At 41.6% G+C, this 19,229-nt stretch carries 19 protein-coding genes; 8 read left to right on the forward strand and 11 right to left on the reverse strand.

All coding sequences use genetic code 11. The features are described from left to right. Nucleotides 1-173 precede the first annotated feature (173 nt). On the forward strand, nt 174-1,322 hold the full coding sequence (gene argE / locus PAUR_RS00310; RefSeq protein WP_192505857.1) for an acetylornithine deacetylase: 1,149 nt from the start codon (nt 174-176) through the stop codon (nt 1,320-1,322). A gap of 52 nt (nt 1,323-1,374) precedes the next feature. Here the strand turns inward: argE and PAUR_RS00315 are convergent, their stop codons facing one another. Further along, nucleotides 1,375-3,804: a zinc-dependent metalloprotease gene (locus tag PAUR_RS00315; protein ID WP_192505858.1), complete on the reverse strand. Its 2,430-nt coding sequence runs from the start codon at nt 3,802-3,804 to the stop codon at nt 1,375-1,377. Between the two features lie 157 nt (nt 3,805-3,961). On the opposite strand from PAUR_RS00315, the gene PAUR_RS00320 reads away from it, so the two are divergent. Next, nucleotides 3,962-4,930, forward strand: a complete 969-nt coding sequence (locus PAUR_RS00320; protein WP_192505859.1) for a class 1 fructose-bisphosphatase — start codon at nt 3,962-3,964, stop codon at nt 4,928-4,930. Nucleotides 4,931-4,968: 38 nt separating this feature from the next. Here the strand turns inward: PAUR_RS00320 and PAUR_RS00325 are convergent, their stop codons facing one another. Then, nucleotides 4,969-5,466: a GNAT family N-acetyltransferase gene (locus PAUR_RS00325; protein ID WP_192505860.1), complete on the reverse strand. Its 498-nt coding sequence runs from the start codon at nt 5,464-5,466 to the stop codon at nt 4,969-4,971. Nucleotides 5,467-5,494: 28 nt separating this feature from the next. Further along, nucleotides 5,495-5,824 carry a hypothetical protein gene (locus tag PAUR_RS00330; RefSeq protein ID WP_192505861.1) on the reverse strand — a complete coding sequence of 110 codons (330 nt, stop codon included), beginning with the start codon at nt 5,822-5,824 and terminating at the stop codon, nt 5,495-5,497. 201 nt (nt 5,825-6,025) lie between these two features. Here PAUR_RS00330 and PAUR_RS00335 point away from each other — a divergent pair, with 201 nt between their 5' ends. Next, nucleotides 6,026-6,304, forward strand: coding sequence for a DUF5522 domain-containing protein (locus PAUR_RS00335; RefSeq protein ID WP_192505862.1), 279 nt, complete (start codon nt 6,026-6,028; stop codon nt 6,302-6,304). Between the two features lie 20 nt (nt 6,305-6,324). Here PAUR_RS00335 and PAUR_RS00340 read toward each other — a convergent pair whose 3' ends face one another. After that, nucleotides 6,325-7,182, reverse strand: a complete 858-nt coding sequence (locus PAUR_RS00340) for a sulfurtransferase (protein WP_192505863.1) — start codon at nt 7,180-7,182, stop codon at nt 6,325-6,327. 87 nt (nt 7,183-7,269) lie between these two features. Here PAUR_RS00340 and PAUR_RS00345 point away from each other — a divergent pair, with 87 nt between their 5' ends. Both PAUR_RS00345 and PAUR_RS00350 read left to right on the forward strand, forming a co-directional pair. Next, nucleotides 7,270-8,277, forward strand: coding sequence for a glycosyltransferase family 9 protein (locus PAUR_RS00345; protein ID WP_192505864.1), 1,008 nt, complete (start codon nt 7,270-7,272; stop codon nt 8,275-8,277). Between the two features lie 30 nt (nt 8,278-8,307). Continuing rightward, a complete protein-coding gene (locus PAUR_RS00350) occupies nt 8,308-9,081 on the forward strand; it encodes a glycosyltransferase family 25 protein (RefSeq protein ID WP_225738230.1) in 774 nt (257 codons plus the stop codon). Here the strand turns inward: PAUR_RS00350 and PAUR_RS00355 are convergent. The 5 genes from PAUR_RS00355 to PAUR_RS00375 form a co-directional block, all read right to left on the reverse strand. After that, nucleotides 9,071-9,505: a group I truncated hemoglobin gene (locus PAUR_RS00355; RefSeq protein ID WP_192505865.1), complete on the reverse strand. Its 435-nt coding sequence runs from the start codon at nt 9,503-9,505 to the stop codon at nt 9,071-9,073. The genes PAUR_RS00350 and PAUR_RS00355 overlap by 11 nt on opposite strands. Further along, nucleotides 9,505-10,338, reverse strand: a complete 834-nt coding sequence (locus PAUR_RS00360; RefSeq protein WP_192505866.1) for a DUF3034 family protein — start codon at nt 10,336-10,338, stop codon at nt 9,505-9,507. Before PAUR_RS00360 ends, PAUR_RS00355 begins: the two co-directional genes overlap by 1 nt. Beyond that, nucleotides 10,325-12,640, reverse strand: coding sequence for a bifunctional diguanylate cyclase/phosphodiesterase (locus PAUR_RS00365; RefSeq protein WP_192505867.1), 2,316 nt, complete (start codon nt 12,638-12,640; stop codon nt 10,325-10,327). The genes PAUR_RS00360 and PAUR_RS00365 overlap by 14 nt, the downstream gene beginning before the upstream one ends. Continuing rightward, the gene (locus PAUR_RS00370; RefSeq protein WP_225738231.1) at nt 12,630-13,205 is read right to left on the reverse strand and encodes a methylamine utilization protein; all 576 of its coding nucleotides are present in this window, start codon (nt 13,203-13,205) and stop codon (nt 12,630-12,632) included. The genes PAUR_RS00365 and PAUR_RS00370 overlap by 11 nt, the downstream gene beginning before the upstream one ends. 216 nt (nt 13,206-13,421) lie before the next feature. Beyond that, a complete protein-coding gene (locus tag PAUR_RS00375; protein WP_192505868.1) occupies nt 13,422-14,522 on the reverse strand; it encodes a phosphoribosylaminoimidazolesuccinocarboxamide synthase in 1,101 nt (366 codons plus the stop codon). Nucleotides 14,523-14,773: 251 nt separating this feature from the next. Between PAUR_RS00375 and PAUR_RS00380 the strand changes: the two genes are divergently transcribed. From PAUR_RS00380 to PAUR_RS00390, 3 genes are read left to right on the forward strand one after another with little or no spacing between them, the layout of a single operon-like run. Continuing rightward, entirely contained in the window at nt 14,774-15,454 is a 681-nt protein-coding gene (locus PAUR_RS00380) for an ABC transporter ATP-binding protein (RefSeq protein WP_192505869.1), read from the forward strand. Nucleotide 15,455: 1 nt separating this feature from the next. Next, entirely contained in the window at nt 15,456-16,814 is a 1,359-nt protein-coding gene (locus PAUR_RS00385; protein ID WP_192505870.1) for an ABC transporter permease, read from the forward strand. 16 nt (nt 16,815-16,830) lie between these two features. Continuing rightward, the gene (locus PAUR_RS00390; protein WP_192505871.1) at nt 16,831-17,310 is read left to right on the forward strand and encodes a DUF3299 domain-containing protein; all 480 of its coding nucleotides are present in this window, start codon (nt 16,831-16,833) and stop codon (nt 17,308-17,310) included. Between the two features lie 66 nt (nt 17,311-17,376). On the opposite strand, the gene PAUR_RS00395 is transcribed toward PAUR_RS00390, so the two are convergent. Beyond that, nucleotides 17,377-17,991 (reverse strand): flavin reductase family protein, encoded by a 615-nt coding sequence (locus PAUR_RS00395; RefSeq protein WP_192505872.1) that lies wholly within the window; start codon nt 17,989-17,991, stop codon nt 17,377-17,379. A 57-nt stretch (nt 17,992-18,048) separates the two neighbouring features. Beyond that, the gene (locus tag PAUR_RS00400; protein ID WP_192505873.1) at nt 18,049-18,909 is read right to left on the reverse strand and encodes a cupin domain-containing protein; all 861 of its coding nucleotides are present in this window, start codon (nt 18,907-18,909) and stop codon (nt 18,049-18,051) included. Nucleotides 18,910-19,229: the final 320 nt, after the last annotated feature.

Here is a 19,229-nt window from a genome sequence, read left to right on the forward strand (position 1 = left end):
CTTTCTCTTAATATCAATTGCGTTTTTACATCGTTATAGAATTAAATAGTGAATATTTATCGTCGCATGCCAGCCCTTAAAATATATTTATGCTGAAAAAGTGAATTGATATTCATCTTAAACAGCTTTACATTGTTATGCAATTACTTTGAATAAATATTTTGGAAAATATTATGCAAAACCCAGATTTTTTATCTATGTACCAACAATTGATCGCCAGCCCTTCCATTAGTGCTCTCGATGAATCTCTAAACATGAGTAATCTAAGCACCATTAATTTGCTGGCCAGCTGGTGTGAAAACTTAGGCTTTAATATTGAAATAACTGAGCTGACAAGTGCCCCAGGGAAATACAATTTACTTGCAAAGCGCGGTGAAGGTGATGGTGGTTTAATGCTTGCTGGTCATACGGATACGGTCCCATTTGATGATAGCCGCTGGAGCCAAGACCCTTTTAATTTAACGATCAAAGACAATAAGTTATATGGTCTTGGTGCAATTGATATGAAAGGCTTTTTTTCCTTTGTATTAGAGGCTATTAGTCAGCTAGATACAGCAAAACAAACTGCCCCGATTTTAATTTTGGCCACCGCAGACGAAGAAACAACCATGGCTGGCGCACAAGAAATAGCAAAACATCCAACCCTAAAACCTGAGCGCTGTATTATTGGAGAACCGACCGATATGACACCCGTTTTTATGCATAAAGGCCATATGACGTCAGCGATTAGAATAATTGGTCGTTCAGGGCATAGCTCAGATCCTGAGCGAGGGCTCAATGCGATTGAAATAATGCACACCGTCATTGCAAAGCTATTACAGTTAAAAGAAAAGATAAAGAATAAATATTCAATTGAGGATTTTGCAATCCCCTACCCAACACTTAACCTAGGGCATATTCACGGCGGAGATAATGCAAACCGGATTTGTGGCTGTTGTGAATTACATATTGATATACGCCCGCTCCCAGGGCTTAGTATCCAAGAGTTACAACTGCTGTTACTTAACTCTATAAAATCCATCAATGATGAGTACCCCAATAGCGTCTCGGTGATTGATATGCATGAGCCAATTCCGGCTTTTAATGGTGTAAAAGATAGTGCGTTAGTGAGCCTTGCTGAAAAAATATCAGGGGAAAAAGCGGTTGCGGTAAATTATTGCACGGAGGCCCCCTTTATTCAGCAATTGGGATGCGAGACGATTGTGCTGGGGCCAGGTTCGATTAAACAAGCTCATCAACCCGACGAGTACCTTGCCATGGAAAAAATAGCGCCTTCACAACAGATAATCACGCAGTTGATCAAAAGCTGCTGCTTTGAATAATGTGATATGACAAAAAAGCGCCGAATGACGCTTTTTTAGTCGTTATTTAATACTAAATCGGTGAACCTGGTGGGGTTTTGATGGCTTTAAAGCTACCTAACCATTTACCTGAAATTAAAAAGTGCTGTACTTGCTCTGACAAATAATGCTTAAACGCACTATCGCCTTTACTAACATCATTAAACAATCCGCTCTGCGTATAATCAGCCACCAGCTGCGCTAGATAAAAACGCAGCTGTGCTTGAACCTCTGGGTCTAATTTATCACTCAAGCTTAATTCAGCCAATTTCTTAGCCGTTAAATACTGCACACGCTGTGCTAGTTTCTCGCCCATTGCGGTGTCTGAACGGTGGCCAAATACATATCCATATGTCTGACTCAGTAGGTCATCTAAGCTAAACGCTGCTGATGTTCTTGCTCCTTGCTGCGCAACACGATTTAACCTCTGAGTATTGAATAACAAATTAAGTGTATGGTTAACTGATACTTCAGGTAATGCCATAGCATCAAATGTTAAACCGGTACGTCCATAAACACTTTCTCGTGTTTTAGACTCCCCATAAGCTTTGGGGGGTAACAACGCCAAAATTGATTCTGGTATTTGTAGTGTCTTTACATCAAGGGTTGCCAACATCGCCTTTAGTGCCTGTTGTTGCTGTGCTTTTGCAACAACTTGTGCCCCTTTTATGGGATGTTCACCACGTATTTCGTAATCATAATCAACGCCGCCAATCAATTTAACCGCTGACTCAACTTGAAAACGATGAAATAAATATAATGGCACTAACTTTTCTTCCAATTGTGATAGCGCTTCACCCGTTTGCAAATTATTAATCCCAAACGTGCTCAAAGCTTGGCTACGCACATCTAACACCCTTAATAACTCTAAAGATGGATCATTACCATTATCCCAAAGATGCGCTGTCGGGTGAGCCCCCCCTTTCGCTCGCGCATCTCTATCAGAAATAAACTCCAATCCTTGGGTGCGATTTTCAGCCAAAATGGCTTTCAACCCTTGTGCTTCATTACTCGCTGTAAAGTCACTGTACCCATACTTTATAACTTGCTTATCCCATGCCCCCATGCCTTTTGCATAGCCCTGAGTAATATCCAACTTACCTTCGTTATTAAAGCTCACTAACGGATGTGGATAGTCCATTACTGACGCCCTATCTTTAATCGATGCCGAAAAGTTATGTGCAATACCTAAAGTATGCCCTATTTCGTGTGCACTTAGCTGACGAATACGGTCAAGTGCCATGGCATGTAAACGCTCAGTTACTTCATCACCCTTAACAAAAGGTGCAGCTAATGCTTGAGCAATTAAAATATCCTGTCGAACACGCAAAGAACCCAGCGTAACGTGTCCTTTAATAATTTCACCGGTTCTCGGGTCTATGACTGACGCTCCGTAAGACCAGCCTCGTGTTGCTCTATGCACCCATTGAATAACGTTATAACGAATATCCATAGGGTCGGCATTTTCTGGTAATATCTCTACTCGAAATGCATTTTTGTATCCTGCGGCAATAAACGCATCATTCCACCATGTTGCGCCATCTAATAATGCGGTTTTCACAGGCTCTGGCACACCTGGATCAAGGTAGTAAATAATAGGTTTTATTGGCTCACTCACCGCAGCCACAGGATCTTTTTTTGCTAAACGATGACGCGGAATATATCGTACATACATCGACTCCCCCAGTGGAACCGAGTAATCTTTATGCTCAATACTCCAATACCCTGACTGCGGATGAAATTGACGAGGTGTGTAATTGCTATCAGGCAACTTTACCAAAGAATGGTGCTGATGGACCGTGATTGCATATGGGTCTGCACTGACTTGACGTACAAATTCCCCCGGTTTATTGCCTTTAAATGTCAATAAAGCTTCTAATTCGGTATTATCAACAAATGCTTTTGAACGTGGCATAAATACGGCACTTCGTCCGCTATCTAAACTGAAATTCCCTTGCTTACGTGCTGCAAGGGTGCGACTTACGCCGTGTACATCACTTAAAAGATAAGGGGTATAATCAACCAATACACTGTCATCATCTTCAGCAACCACTTTAAAGCCATGGAGTATGCTCGATGCAAATGCTTCTTTCACACTTTGTTGTTCTGCTGCATTGTCTGAACTGGCTTGATAATACGAGTTTAAAGCACGTAACATCACTTTATTTCCGAAACGTTCAAATTGCACCATATACGTGCCGCCTAGCTGACCTCGGTCTAAACCAATGTCATTTGAGCCAACACCGTATGGCAAGCTATGCTGTAATAAGAATGGCTGTTTAAGTTTATCAATGTCTAAGTAAATTTTGCCACTATTGTTATCGGCAAAAAACGTATAATAGCCAGGAAAGTGATTAAGTTTATCAGTAAACTCATCAATAGACTTAATTGCTGCGTGCGCTTGAGTTATCATAGCGCCTAGCAAGGTGCAGAGAATATAAGGTAGTAACCTAAATTTTTGCATATTCTTACCTTTGTTATTAGTGGTTTTAATGGTCATCATGAGCCAAGTATATAAAATTGTATACAAAGTTCAGCCATTTTAAGACGAAATTCAGCGCGGTTGCTGTTATCTCTCACATTAATTGACTGCAACCAAAACGTTATCAGGATCCAAAACTATGCGTAGACTGCCCCCAGTGTTAATTGAAGATGGTTGTTCTAGAGAATTACTTTCACTTATTCGTACTATTTTAGCTGCATGTAAAGAAATTTCATTTCGTGTTGGTCAAGGCGCGCTGTCTGGCGTACTGGGCTCAACATTAGATGAAAATATTCAAGGTGAAACGCAAAAAAAACTTGATGTGTTATCAAACCAACTTCTAAAAGACATTCTACTTGAATCAGGTTACGTTAAGGCGATTGCTTCTGAGGAAGAAGATTATACCGTTGCGGGAAACCCTGATGCAGACTATATCGTGGCTTTCGATCCACTTGATGGCTCATCCAATACCGATATCAATTCATTGGTTGGCACTATTTTTTCAATAATGGTTGCCCCAAAAGATTCTGATCCCGCGGATCCTGCTATTTTTATGCAGCCGGGTCACCAACAAGTGGCTGCTGGATATGTCTTATATGGACCCTGTACCACATTGGCACTGACGATTGGTAAAGGCACGCGTATTTTTACACTTGATAAAACACATGGCAGTTTCTTACTTACTGAAGAGTTTGCGCGCATTCCTGAAGAAACTCAGGAATATGCTATTAATGCCTCGAACCAGCGCCATTGGCAGCCAGCCATGCAGAGCTATATCAATGATTTACAAGCAGGAAGTACGGGGCCTCGCGCAAAAAACTTTAACATGCGCTGGATTGCAGCAATGGTAGGTGATGTGCATCGCGTGTTATGTCGTGGTGGTCTATTTACCTACCCTGCCGATACTAAAAACCCAGAAAAACCCTATAAACTGCGTTTACTTTATGAGGCAAACCCGATGGCTATGCTTGTAGAGCAAGCTGGCGGCGTTGCTCATACAGGTGAAGAACGTATTATGGATATCGAACCGGATGCTATCCACCAACGCGTAGCAGTGATCTTAGGATCGAAAAGTGAAGTAGAAACCTGTTTAAGTTACCACAAGTAAATTATTCAGTTAAATAAGAAAAATAGCGGCTCTTGCTGCTATTTTTCACAGGCCGCAGACTCGCGAATTAATTGCAACCACGTCTCAAGCGCAATCGAACGTCCAACCAGTGCTATTTTTGGCAACCCCCATGCGTGTTCAATCCAATCACAAATGCTTTTCTCTAGCGTTGCTTCTAGCTCTAAATACCCTGCATCCAACCAATAATACAGCTCACAATCGAAATCGTCACAGCGGCTTGCATCTAAATAAACACTACCAATACATTGGTTATTACTTACGGAAAAGACACTAAATGCAAATGCAATTTGCTCTTTAAATTCCTGATGATGCTGGGCAAGTGAGGCACGATTTTCCTCAAGTGTCATATCTGCTTTAGGCCAGTCCATAATTCCTTTAAAGAAGGTGCTCAAGCGCGTTTGGTTACGCATAACAACCGCATAGTCAGCCTCCGCAACACTAGGCTCTAAAATCACGAGCTTAAACTGGTTATCTTGATAACCATTGAAAATAATTTTTGGTGTCAACCCATTCACTTAAAGCCCTTATTTTTGCTTTTACTTGCTATTCTATCAATGTCTGCAGCGTACGTACTTTCTCTAACGTTAATGATCCCATTTGCTCTGGGTTCGCTAGCGCATACAATGCCCCTTCAATTTGACGATGATCTATATCGCCTCGTATCTCTAACAAGCCAGCCCACAATTCTAACTCATCAATAGCAATATCCAACGATAGAACACGTTGTAAAACATAAGCTAAGTCCTCACGAGTTAACGTATAAACAACTTTATCTTGCGCAAAGTGTATTAACGCCGAATAAGCGTTTTCTTGCTGCTCAGTAAAACGTACAACAGCAGTAAGTGCATCTAGGTGGGAGAGAGAGTTAACCATAAGTTCCTGTATCTATTAAATCTGTTGTGCAATTTAGTCACATAATGAGCAAAGCATATATTTGCTCAATAACACCTGCCTTCCCAAAGTTATGGTAGTATCTGTGCCTCTTTAAGCATTTTATCTATATGGGTCAAGCTTATGCACTGTGATGACTGCCAACAAGTTTTATCTTGCACCACAGATGAAAAATGCTGGTGTATGACGCTACCAAACATTATGCCTCTACAATCAGATAAAAACTGCTTCTGCCGCAGCTGCTTAATCAAAAATACACGTAATTATATTGAAAATATGGCAAATCAACCTATTCAACAGCAACTCAAGCTTGCACAACAGCACGCCTCTTCCAACTCCTTTTTAGAAGGGCTTGACTACGATATGGAAAATGGCTTGATGGTCATGACCAGATGGGCACATTTAAAGCGCGGTAAATGTTGTGGTAATGGCTGTCGACACTGTCCATTTTCAAAAGCTTAGTGCGGTTATATCATTGTTTATCACTTTAAGTTACTTCCACTTTCACATCTAATGGGTAATTCGTTACAAAATTGCATATTTCCCCATTCATTCCATGAACCATCATATACTCCGAGCTTAGTATAACCGCATTCATCTGCTGCCAACGCCAATATACAAGCGGTTACTCCAGAACCACAGCTAAACTGTAAAGCCTTCCCTTCACACCCAAGTAACCTGAATTGCGCTTGCAGCTCCCCTATGGAACGTAACAAGCCTCGTTCAGTTAATAATGCGTTGTAGTGTAAATTTTTACTATTGGGGATATGACCACTGCGCATACCTGTTCGGGGCTCTTGCTCACAACCCGAAAAACGCAATGGGCTTCGTGCATCTAACAACAGACTAGACTCGTCTAAAATCGTTCTAAGCACTTCATAACGTTCAACAAATTGCCAATCACCAGCTCCTTGGATAACAGTAAAGTTCCCCATTGAGTTAGGCGTACTGTGTTGCTGTTGAACAGGAAAACCATGGAGTAGCCACTCTGGCAATCCGCCATCCATTATAAATACGTGCTCGAACCCCATACTCTTGAGCATCCACCAGCCTCTCGCAGCTGAAAAAAGCCCAGAATCATCATAAAGTACCACCGTATCATTTTGATTCACGCCTAATTGGCGCATGTGTGACTGGAACTGTTTCGCATTACACATCATATTTGATAATTGCGTTTTTGGATCTGATAGTGCATCACTAATATCAAAGCGGCCAGCACCTCGCACAACGGCATAAGGCTTGTAAGGGCCTGCCATTCCTGGCTTCACAATCCCAGCATCAAACACAGATACTTTATTTAGATTCTCTGCAACCCAACTACAACTTTTCACATTTTTCATAAGGGCTCTATGTTATAATTTAACTTCAGATATCACGTACTCTAGTACTAAGCCGAATAAAAACAGTAATACACTTTACCCATTGCTATGAAAATAATAAATAACAAAAAAATTATTGGTCCAATATTAATCGTATTACCCAAATTTATTGGGGATGTCATTAATACGCTGCCCGCATTAGAATTATTGAGTAAACTGTATCCCAAGCAAAGCATTTGTGTACTAGCACGTCCCTACTTATGTGAATTATTAAAAAAAACCACCATATCCAACCTCCAAATTATTGAAGACAAGCGTGATGCCGCTTTTCAAAAGCAATCTTTATTGAGCTTGGCCAAATATCTAAAATCTTATAATTTTTCACTGGCAATACTGTTTAGAGGCTCATTACGAGAAGCCATTTTATGTAGATTAGCGCGTATAAAACTCACCGTCGGATATGCACAAAACTTGCGCTCAGGGCTACTGAGTCACGCGCTTAAACTCAACCCATGCCATCACTATATTCATAGATACTGTCGATTAGTCAACGATACTCATGGTCAGCCTTTTAATGATTACTCTCTACCCACATTAGTACCGAGCCCATTAGAAAAGGCCCTGCCTTCAAACTCAATCTTAAAAATCGGACTCTATTTTGGTGGTGAGAACAAAGGCAGTCGTCACTACCCCATTGGGTTATCTCAGCAAATACTCACTCAGTATGCCGATCAGTTTCCGTGTCACTTTTATCTCTTTGGTGATAAAACCGAAAGCAAAGATAATGCACGCTTACAACAACGGTGTACTGATAAGAATATACAGCTGACAGACCTAAGTGGTGCCACGACTTTACCCGTACTTATCGATTATATTGCAGTCATGGATTTAATGATTAGCATCGATTCCGGCCCGATGCATATGGCTTGTGCTGTTAATACCCCCTGTGTCGCGCTTGTCGGTTTCGGCACATCAGCCTGGTCCTCTGTAGAACCCAAAAACAACGCCTTCAAAGTAATTAGAAATACGAGTAAGAGCCTAATCGAAGCCAATATCATCACGTCAATTACACCAAAAAGTGTGGTGATTGCCGGCAAAAAACTGCTAGAGCGCTAACATTCCCAAACACGCATAGTTTTTGGTATTATGCTTAAAACTTCTTTTACTTATACTGATATGTCATTACCTATATTTGTTATCAATATGAAGAACAGCGTTGAACGCTGGCAAAAAACGTATAACCGACTCCAGACCTTAGGTCTTGAATGTCAGAGATTTGAAGCCACTGTTGGCAAGTCACTCGATGAAACAGAAACCTCAAATTGGTATGATCCCACCGCCAATTTAAAAAAGCATCATAGAAATATGACCCCCGGAGAGATTGGCTGCTATGTCAGTCATATGAGAATTTGGCAACATATGGCAGCACACAATATTACTGCTGCTATTGTCTTAGAGGACGATTTAATCATTGAAGAACACTTAAAAGAAACGATTGAGCAAGTGGGTGAATTAGAAAGCTGGGATATGATAAAACTCTCAGACAATCGTGCAAACCCCTTTATTGAAAGTGCATCTTTATCTAAGTCACTGACACTCGGCAGCTACCTTAAAGTGCCCAATGGTACACAGGGCTATGCAGTGAGTTTATCTGGTGCTAAAAAGTTATTGCAGAGAAAGCCTTTTTTCAGGCCTGTCGATGTTGATATTCAGTTCCATAGTGAAGTAGAGCTAAATTTAGTGGGTATTAAGCCTTACCCTATCAGTGAAGATCTCTCTTTTGAGAGCGAAATAGCCAATAGCAACGCCGGCACACATTCCAACCAAAGTACATTTTTGCGAAACTTAAAACACCGCTTTGCCATGTATTTACAGCGCAAACGCGCCTCAGGCGATATCAAACGCATAATCAAATCTTAATTATTTCGCTACGTAGAGGCGCCATTCTTGCTAATATTTGGTTCTGTAACACATGAGAAACACCTGCTTCATTCATTGCTGTAATAAGTAGCTCAACGACTATGTTAAAGTCTCGAGTGGTAATATCCATACCTGTGTGTATTTGCACCATAGAATCCCCAGTATATTTGCATGGGCCATCCAACAATGCACACATATGCCGGATAAAACCAGTACGAAAGTGCATAACATTGGCCTCTTTAAAATACTGAATGATTGTTGGGTGTCTTCCTATTTCATTGATAAATGAGTCGATAATTCGCTCAATAGTAGGTTCACCACCGAGCTGATGGTACAAACTGACGTTCGCTTTAGGCGTAACACACGCATTTAACAATATCACAATGCAAAGCAGCCCTGTAACACGACCAAATAACCTCCCCATCAAAAGTTACCTGCTAAAGACAAGTACAAACCCTCTTGTGATGGCACTCCTGCAATCGACCCCAAATCTAACCACGCAGCTGTCACATTCAGTGATTTCATAGGAAACCACGCAATAAATAAATTACGCCAGTGAGATTCGCCAAGTCCTAAATTGTGTGGTTTTTCCCTAAATTCAAACCCCAAAGCAAGCTGTGGAGCAACAAAAACAGCGGAGCTCATTTCAATATGCCAGCGCTTTGAAGCATATTTTCCACCAAAACCAAGCAACCCAATCTGATTTGCTTGTGTGTATCGCGCAGTGATATTCCAAAACCAGTTGTGCCCATACAATGCACCAAGGTGCAGTTTACTGGCTGAAAAATAAACGTCATTTCCTTGGCTAGCATCTGCGCCTAACGCACGAGCAATCGCACTATCACCTAATGACTTGTGCATCAGCCCCACACTCAACTGTGGCCAGTCACTATAAATTACATCACCATATAAACGTATTTTTGCCCCAAACACCGATTGCTCAATCACACGATTAGACACCGCGACCGTAAAATTTTGTTCTGCGACACTTAATTCAAGACGATCAAAAAAATTAACTTGTGCACCACAAACGTCTAATTGATAGTCTTGTAATTTAGCCCCACTGCAAAAAGCCCCCAAACTCCATTCGTCTTCTGTTGCATATCCTGATAATTGAGCCCATGGCACAATGCCGCCACCGCCACTCCCTTCTAATTGAGAAACACCAGGCGTTGCTAACAGCTTTCCTCCAGCATATAACATAGAGTGATACATCAAACATGCAATAACTACAACCCAGAAGCTAGCCCACTTCATGATATCGACCTAACCAATCAGAAAAGTCCGTTGCGGTTAGTGGTCTGCTTAAATGATAACCTTGTGCATAATCACACTGCATGTCTTGCAATAAAGTAAGTGATGGTTGATTTTCCACCCCTTCAGCTACCACACAAAATCCAAGCTGATGGCCAAGTGTGATTGTCGAATGAACAATACATTGGTCTTGGTGCGATTCATCTAACTTTAAAATAAAAACTTTATCTAATTTTAACTCATCTATTGGCAGCATTTTTAAACGGCCTAATGACGTTTGCCCGACGCCATAATCATCTAAAGAAATCATCACACCGAGTGCTTTCAATGCTTTTAGTACCGCAATACCTTTCGCTTCATTTTCAATCATATCGCGCTCAGTCAACTCAACGGTAATTAACTGCGCAGGTACATTATTGTCAAGAAGTACTTGTTTTAAATGTGGTAGAAATCCATCATCTGCAATATCTTGTGCCGACACATTGATGGCCGCTTTCATCGTCAACCCTTCTGATAACCAGTTACTTACCTGCTTAACTACCGTTGCCACAACCCACTGTGTCAATTCAACAATAAGCCCTGACTGTTCAGCTAAATCAATAAATAATTCAGGAGACACCCAGTCACCGTTAGTTCTTTTCCAGCGTATCAATGACTCAACTTTGTCTATTTGCTGATTGATTAAATTCAACTTCGGTTGATAAGTCATAAATAATTGGCCATCGTCTGCAACCAATGCCTGTTTTAACTCATCTATAATTTGCAAACGCTCTAAATGCTCTTCATCTTCCCCATCTTGGTAGTAATAAATCTCTTCACCCGTTTGCGCTGCCGTGTCTACCGCAATTAACGCTCTACGAATTAAATCATCCGGTGTTTGCGCCTGCGCAGGGTAACACACAACCCCTACACTAAAGCGTAATGTAATGTCTAAACCTTGAATGGTATAAGAGCTTGTCAATGATTGCAGCAATTGGCTTACGCATGCTTGCTTAGTACTATCCGGCTTTGCTGCTAGCACGGTTAAAAACTCATCGCCTCCCAAGCGTGCATTAAAGCCATTCAATGATTCTGTCGCTGTTTTCATTCGCTCAGCAACCGCTTGAATACAACTGTCCCCAACTCTTGGGCCCAACTTATCATTGATATGGCGTAAACCTTTAATATCAATCGCCACCAAATAAAATTGCTGTGACGCCGATAAATGCTTACTGAGCAAATCGAGTGCCGCACTGCGATTATAAAACCCGGTTAAATTATCATGACGAGCTTGAAAGCGAATTTGCTTCTCACGAGTTTGAATATCCTCCCCCATCTCGTGAAACGCATCAACCAGCTCACAAATTTCTTTACTGGGTCTCGTCTCGGTTAATGATGCTAAATAATTGCCCTGAGCAAACTGTTTGGCCATCACGGTGAGCTGTTGAAGCGGGGTCGTCAGATTATTCGCCAATATGCCACTGGTAATGAAACCAATTAAGATTGTGCCACAAGATAAGAAAATAATGGTCAGCACTAATTGATCAAACTCGTGATAATGGCGACTCAGGTCGGCACTCAATACAACACTAATAGGATTATTCGATAAGGCTGCTAAGGGCACCTCGGCACTGATAAATACAGGATGCTCTTTAAACCAGCGATTAATTCTCTGGCCATGAATATAACCTAGTAAATCCTGCTCCGCAGGATGTTCAGTAATCGAGCTTGCCTTTAGTCCACTCCCATGCCCAATAAAGCTCATTTCCATGCCTGTTAGCTCTTTCAACTCCAAAGCCACTTTTTCATCAATGGCAAACCCAACAATACTAAAAGCAATTGTCCTAGGCGCTTTGATAGGTAAAATAATTGCTTGATAAAGCTTGCCGCTGATCACAACGAAAGTAGAGCGCTCACCATTCGCTAACAAATCCTTCATCAATTCTCGGCTATCATCTGGTAGCACAATATCAGTTTGATTTGCTGAAATGAGCTTTCCTCGTACATCCAATAACAGCATTAAGTCAGCATCAATTCGCTGACTATGATTAAATAACACACTGCTGATTGTATCTGCGTCTCGCGTTGCAACCGCTTGCTTAAATCCAAAATCCGCGGTAAGTACCGTTGCAGCTGTTACCAATAAGCGCTCTTTTGCTTTTAAATACTGTTGGTATACATTCTGCGCAACTTTAATATCTTGCTGGACTCGCCGCTCATTAAAATGGCTAGTTGACCACCAGAAGCTGACTAAACTCGCCATCGAAGTTAGTAACACTAACCCCACACACAATAAAATAATTCGATTCTTTAGACTAGTGCCCATGATGTTCCTTAAATACTTCACCAAAGGTGTTGCGAGGCAAAGGTGCTAACGTTGTTATTATAGTTATTTGTTGCTGTTTTCGCGCTGACCATTGATGCTGCTCACGCTGATTAATATCACCTACTTGTGTCTCATGCCATACTGTATAATCTTGCGTAAAGTCAGGTAATTCAACCAATCCTTTGTCATTACTGATATATACATGAGGATGGTTAGCTACATATATATAGCCAACCATTGAATCATGAATATTGCAACCTAGCACAACAATCCCACTTTGTTCAAAAATGATGGGCTTTTTAGGAGTGCCAGCATACAATTTTAATTCAAATGACTTCGCTTGCGAGAAAGAATAGACATGATGACGGATATCGTCACTGTTTGGAAAGCGCACTGATTGCCCTTTAGAGATTACCAATAACCGTGGCGCAAAGCGTTTGCCTACTTGATCCATCACAGCAACCTCTGATGGCACAACTTTTATCATATCACCATCAAGCAGCTCAACAACAACGCCTGAAAGCGGTTTATGATGCTGATCTGTTAGCAGCAGTGTTTTCGCCAATAGCGCCTGCGGGCTCAAACAGCACAATATACATAAAATTATAAAAGTACGAATAACAAACATGAAAGGCGAACCTTGCCATCAAATTTTTACTTTAATTACTCTAAGTAAAAGTGACAGCCAGTCTAATTGCAAGGTATTTGCGAGATAACCCCCAATAAACAACATAAAGTGCTGTTTATTGGGCGAATAATATACTCTATGAAGAATAAATGTTTAGATAATTAATCCATAGTCAGTATCAAGAATCGCAATGACTTCTGCACGAGGGTCTGCTGGTATCTTTAACGGTCGCCCAACAATTTTACTCGCAATGCCCACATAGGTATCAGACACCGACATCATTACGTCTACTGGCAGTTTGTAGCCATGTGCGAGCGCTTCTCGCTCAGTCATACGATCTTTATTAAGCAGCACATCGCTGTCTGGCACGTTATTGATCAATAACTGTCGGAACCCTTCTTTTGAGTTTTCAACAATTTTACCATCACGGTACGCCGATCCATCCCAAATTCGGCTTGAATCTGGAGTACCTACCTCGTCGATATAAATCAACTTTTGGCTGCCATCTTGCTGCTCTACATAACCAAATTCAAATTTGGTATCTACAAAGATTTGATCGAGCTTGGCCAACTCATCACTAATAAGCGCAAAACCTTCACTAAGTAGTTGCTCATATTTAGCAACATCTTGCTCAGTGTTAAAATTGAATGCAGCTAAATTATCAGTAATATTTTTGCGAGTAATATTCACATCATCAACGGCTGGTACATCAGCAATACCGGTAATGATCCCTTTCGTTGAAGGGGTGATCAAAACATCGTCTAGCTTTTGATTCGCTTCTAAACCTTCAGGTAAATCAATACCACAGAAATTACGCACACCTTTGCTATAGTCGCGCCACATGCTACCAGTAATGTATTGCCGGGCGATTGCTTCTACTTTCACTGTACTGGCTTTTCTAACAATCCACACATATGGGTGTGGAATATCAACAATATGATTGCCAGCAAGACCTGCATCATCAAATAGCTTAAACCAATGCGCTGCCACACTGTTTAACGCAATACCTTTACCTGGTACACCATTCAAACCATTCTCACCTTGCCAAATACAGTCAAAAGCTGAGATACGATCTGAAATAACCATAATCGCTAATTCAGTTCCATGGGGGACATCATACTGTTTATCTGTAATTAAACGGGCACTGTCTTCATCAGTTAACCAATACACTGAGCGTACCTTGCCACTATGTACAGCACCTTTAGTGCGAATTGGCAGATCATCATTTATGTCTAAAACTTTGTAGCTACTCATTATTACTCCAAGGCCGGATGCACCTTGCTAAAGGGCACAAAAATATGAGGGGGTTAGGAGGCGCTATAATAAGCTTTTGGGGCTTAAATCACAATCTATAGCCGCAAAGTTCGTACGAAAAGACAGCCACTCGCCAGAATTCCCTCATGTTGGTGTTTCATCGCCAAAAGCCGGCGATTAAACCAAACTCAGTGTTGCTAAGACGAAAACTGTAATATTATCTCATTGACATTAGCCCGCTTGGTTTCATTATGATCACAATCACAGACCTTATTCATACTTGGCCTACTCAACCTCAACCCACGCTCAACATTCAAGCGTTGCACATAAACAAAGGTGAACGCGTTTTCCTACACGGCCCAAGCGGTTGCGGAAAATCGACGTTGCTCGGGTTGCTAGCAGGTATCAATATGCTGCAATCGGGTCAAATTAAAATATTGAATACTGATTTATCAACTTTAAACAATGCACATCGAGACCGTTTCAGAGCCGATCATATTGGCACTATATTTCAAAGTTTTAATCTGCTTCCGTATCTGAACCCGCTCGAAAATGTGATCTTAGGATGTGAGTTTTCTAAGCTGCGACGCAAGCGTCTAACTGATAAAAAAACCGATGTTACAACTGAAGCGACTCGGCTGTTAAAGGCACTGGGGTTAAAGGACATAGTGCTAACACAGCACGTGTCAAAACTGAGCATTGGTCAACAACAGCGTGTTGCCGCCGCCCGAGCCTTTATTGGTGAACCTGAACTTATCATTGCCGATGAGCCCACCTCATCACTCGATGCCGACAACCGCCACACCTTCATAGAAACACTATTTAACCAAGCTAAAGATTATCAAGCCACGGTGTTATTTGTTAGTCATGATAATAGCCTAGCTTCCTTATTTGATCGTCAGATCAGTTTGTCTGATATTAATGGGGTATAAAATGACATTGCTTAAACTCGCGATTAAAAGCAGCTTAAACCGTAAAGCCAGTGTTTTGCTCACACTCTGTACCATCGCTATCAGCGTCATGTTGCTGTTAAGCATCGAACGTGTAAGACAAGATGCGAAAAGCAGTTTTAGTAATACGATTTCAGGCACTGATTTAATTGTTGGCGCCCGAACAGGAGATATTCAATTACTGCTATCGAGTGTCTTTCGCATCGGACATACCAACAATGCAGTCTCATGGCAAAGTTATCTCGACATCAGAGAAAAAAAAGGAGTCGCTTGGACCATCCCTATCAGCCTAGGAGACAGTCATAAAGGTCATGCCGTACTCGGCACCGATGCAGCGTACTTCACGCACTATCGCTACGGGAAAAAACAACACTTGGCGTTTCAACACGGTCGACCTTTTCATAATGCCCAAGAGGTGGTGCTTGGCAGTGACGTGGCAAACACGCTGCATTATCATATAGGGCAACAAATTGTCATATCCCATGGCATGGGCAATACCAGTTTTCATCATCATGATGATAACCCAATGACCATTGTCGGTATATTAGCACCAACCGGAACCCCTGTAGATAAAACACTGCATATTCCTTTGATTGCTGTTGAAGCAATGCATGAACAAAATCATAAAAAGCCGATGATGATTGGCAAAAAATCACAACAAAACGACCACGCACAACATCAACATGCGGAGGATCACAACTCGCATCATAACGAACATGATGAACATGATAATCACGACCACCTTCATGCTACTCTAGACTCAGAGCCAAGTGATTTAATTGGAACACCGCAACAAATAACCGCTTTTTTAATGGGCTTCGACTCCCCCTTATATACCCTACAAGTCAGACGTAATATTAATATGTATAAAGCCGAGCCTTTGCTGGCTATCATGCCAGGCCTCACACTCCGAGAACTATGGGAAATGCTCGATATTGTAGAAAAGATACTACTGCTATTCTCTATCGTGGTGGTACTCGTGAGCTTATTGGGTATGTTAACGACATTACTTGCTACACTCAGTCAGCGCCGCAGAGAGTTGGCTATTTTACGCTCAGTAGGTGCTCGTCCAGCTCACATCTTTGCTTTAATGAGTAGTGAAGCCATTCTTATTACGTTTGTTGGTTGTCTCGTTGGCTGTATCTTATTTTATGCACTCTTGATTGTTGCAAATCCAATATTACAAAGCCAATTTGGTATTGGTTTAACCATTGGCTGGCTGACAAACTATGAACTCACACTTTTAGGCGCTATTATGGCCGCCGGAACATTAATGGGGTTGCTCCCCGCCGCCAAAGCCTATTTTTATTCATTGGCTGATGGCATGAGTATAAAAATTTAGGAGCACAATAAGTACTATGAGATTTTTGACGTTAATACTGTTCACTTTACTCAGTTTTTTAGGGTATGCAGCCGCCCCAAAAGAAATTTTTTGGGAGGACTTAATCCCTAAAGGGCATGTACAAATCAGCAACCAAGATGCTGCCAGTCATGATGGCGCAGACCAAAACTGGGTACAGCCAGATTTAAACGCACCGGTCGTAAAAAGTTTAGATGGCCAATCAGTAAGCTTGCCTGGTTTCGTTGTGCCGCTTGAAGGCGACAGTGAGATCATTACTGAGTTCTTGTTAGTACCCTACTTTGGTGCTTGTATTCATGTGCCACCACCACCACCGAATCAAATAGTGCATGTGAAAATTAAAAATGGCGTTCCTATTGATAGCCTATATGACGCGATCACGGTGACCGGTGTAATTAAAGTCGAAACATGGAAAGGTGAGCTAGCGCAAACAGGTTATACCATGCAGGCTGTGGGTGTGGCCCCTTTTCAGCTATAAACGCAGCAGGTAATAAACAACTCAATAATAAGTGCAGTAAGTATACCGTTTTACTGCACTACTTTCTTATGCTGGACGGGTGATTTTAAAAACTTCCCCTAGACTTGCATACTCACCACCGCCTAAGCGCGCAATCGGATCTAACGCTAGCGCATCGACTTTACTACGTCCTTTGTGGTCAGTTTCGACTATCTCATCATCGATATACGCATGGGTCACCTGTACAAACATCAACTTCATGGGCAATTCGCCCATTTCCACCACTTTATGCAGTTTACACGCAAATGCAACTTTACACTGCGCGACCCTTGGCAAAGTTGATCCGGCAAAGTCGGTGAGCGTCAAATCCAATGTATCCAGTTCAGACTGATCATTCGGTAAAGTTGCTGCTGATAAGGTCACTTCATCTGCTAAGCGACTATCTGCAATATGAATTACCAGCTCTTCTGTTGCTTCAACATTTAGCGCCGAGTCTTTATATTCGCCACAAGGTTTTACCCCTACCGCATACATCAGCACTGCTGGATCGGAACTTACCGCCGTAAAGTACGAAAATGGTGCTAAGTTTAATGTGCCTTGGGTATTTTCAGATAACACCCATGCAACAGGACGAGGCACCACAGTTTGCGTTAACGTATGGTATACCTTATTTGCAGACAAACTATCAAAATCAAGGATCATAAAACACTCTTACTTAAAATTAAAAACTAAAATCATTAATTCATTGCTTTTCAAAAATTAAGTCGCAAATCCTTCTGGCATCGTCGTTTGATGGCCATTCACGGATAATTTTTTAATGACCTTCTCTTCATTTGGGTAGGCTTCAATCAGCGCGTCGGCAATCCCTGCAGTAAAGCAACTTCCCGTGAAGCCTGGTGCCATTGTACAGCCAAATAACGCATACTGGCCGCCCTCGACCAAACACCCTCCCTGCCAAACCCCCGCAGGTATCAAATACTGACAAACATGACCATTGGTAAAGTCAGTGCCGAGCACGACTTGCTCCGAATCTCCATTCGGGTATAGAAGCGTCAATTCTAGCGGATCACCACCATAAAAATGCCAAACCTCATCAAAGGTCAATTTATGAAAACAGGATACACTGGTTAAGCTATCACAGTACAAGCCTATCATCGCAGTACCCACTGGCTCACCGTGCGTATTGTTACTGCTGGAACGCCATGTACTTTTAAAAAGTGTACTTTCGACAGGTAATCGTTCAAAACGATAATGTCGTAATACCGCCATTATTTCCGGCGTTATAGGCTGATGTTTAAAATGCACTAAGTCACACACATCAACAATCGCATCTGTGTTTAACGCCCCGTAAATATGGGGGAAAAGGGCTGGTGAAGACATTGTGGTACTTGGTGCTTCATAACGTAACGGTGAGTTGATTAAACTCACATCAACAACCAACACAGACAAGGCTAAGTGATTATCAAAAAAACGCGATACCACTTCAGCAACTTGGTGATACTCACAAGCATGGATAAATCCTTCACTGTTTAATGATGCGGGTACATAATTTAATTCAGAAGTAATCGATGTAACATCGGCTGTAGGAACAATAATAAATATCGCACTCGTATCAGTCATCTCTGTTCTCAGATAAAAACAACAAAGCACGTATCATGGCATCATAACCCTTTATAGAACATCCTTATTTCTAAAAAGCGATAATTTAGGTGACTTTATCTAGAGGCTATTGATTTTTGCAGTTCTATTTTTGTTCTCTTTGAGCATGCTTTTATCGCGGCGCTTAATATGTGGCCTAGTAATCTAAGCGAATATTAAGCAACAAAGAGAAAGGGCTGCTCAAAAAAATCGGTAGGCAGCGCTTGATTGGCTTTTCTACTGTGTTATCGGCTGACTCACATGGAATAACCATGCTATGCAGCCTCCACTTTGTATGAAAT

The sequence above is a fragment of the Pseudoalteromonas aurantia 208 genome (assembly GCF_014858725.1).
GTDB lineage: Bacteria > Pseudomonadota > Gammaproteobacteria > Enterobacterales > Alteromonadaceae > Pseudoalteromonas > Pseudoalteromonas aurantia.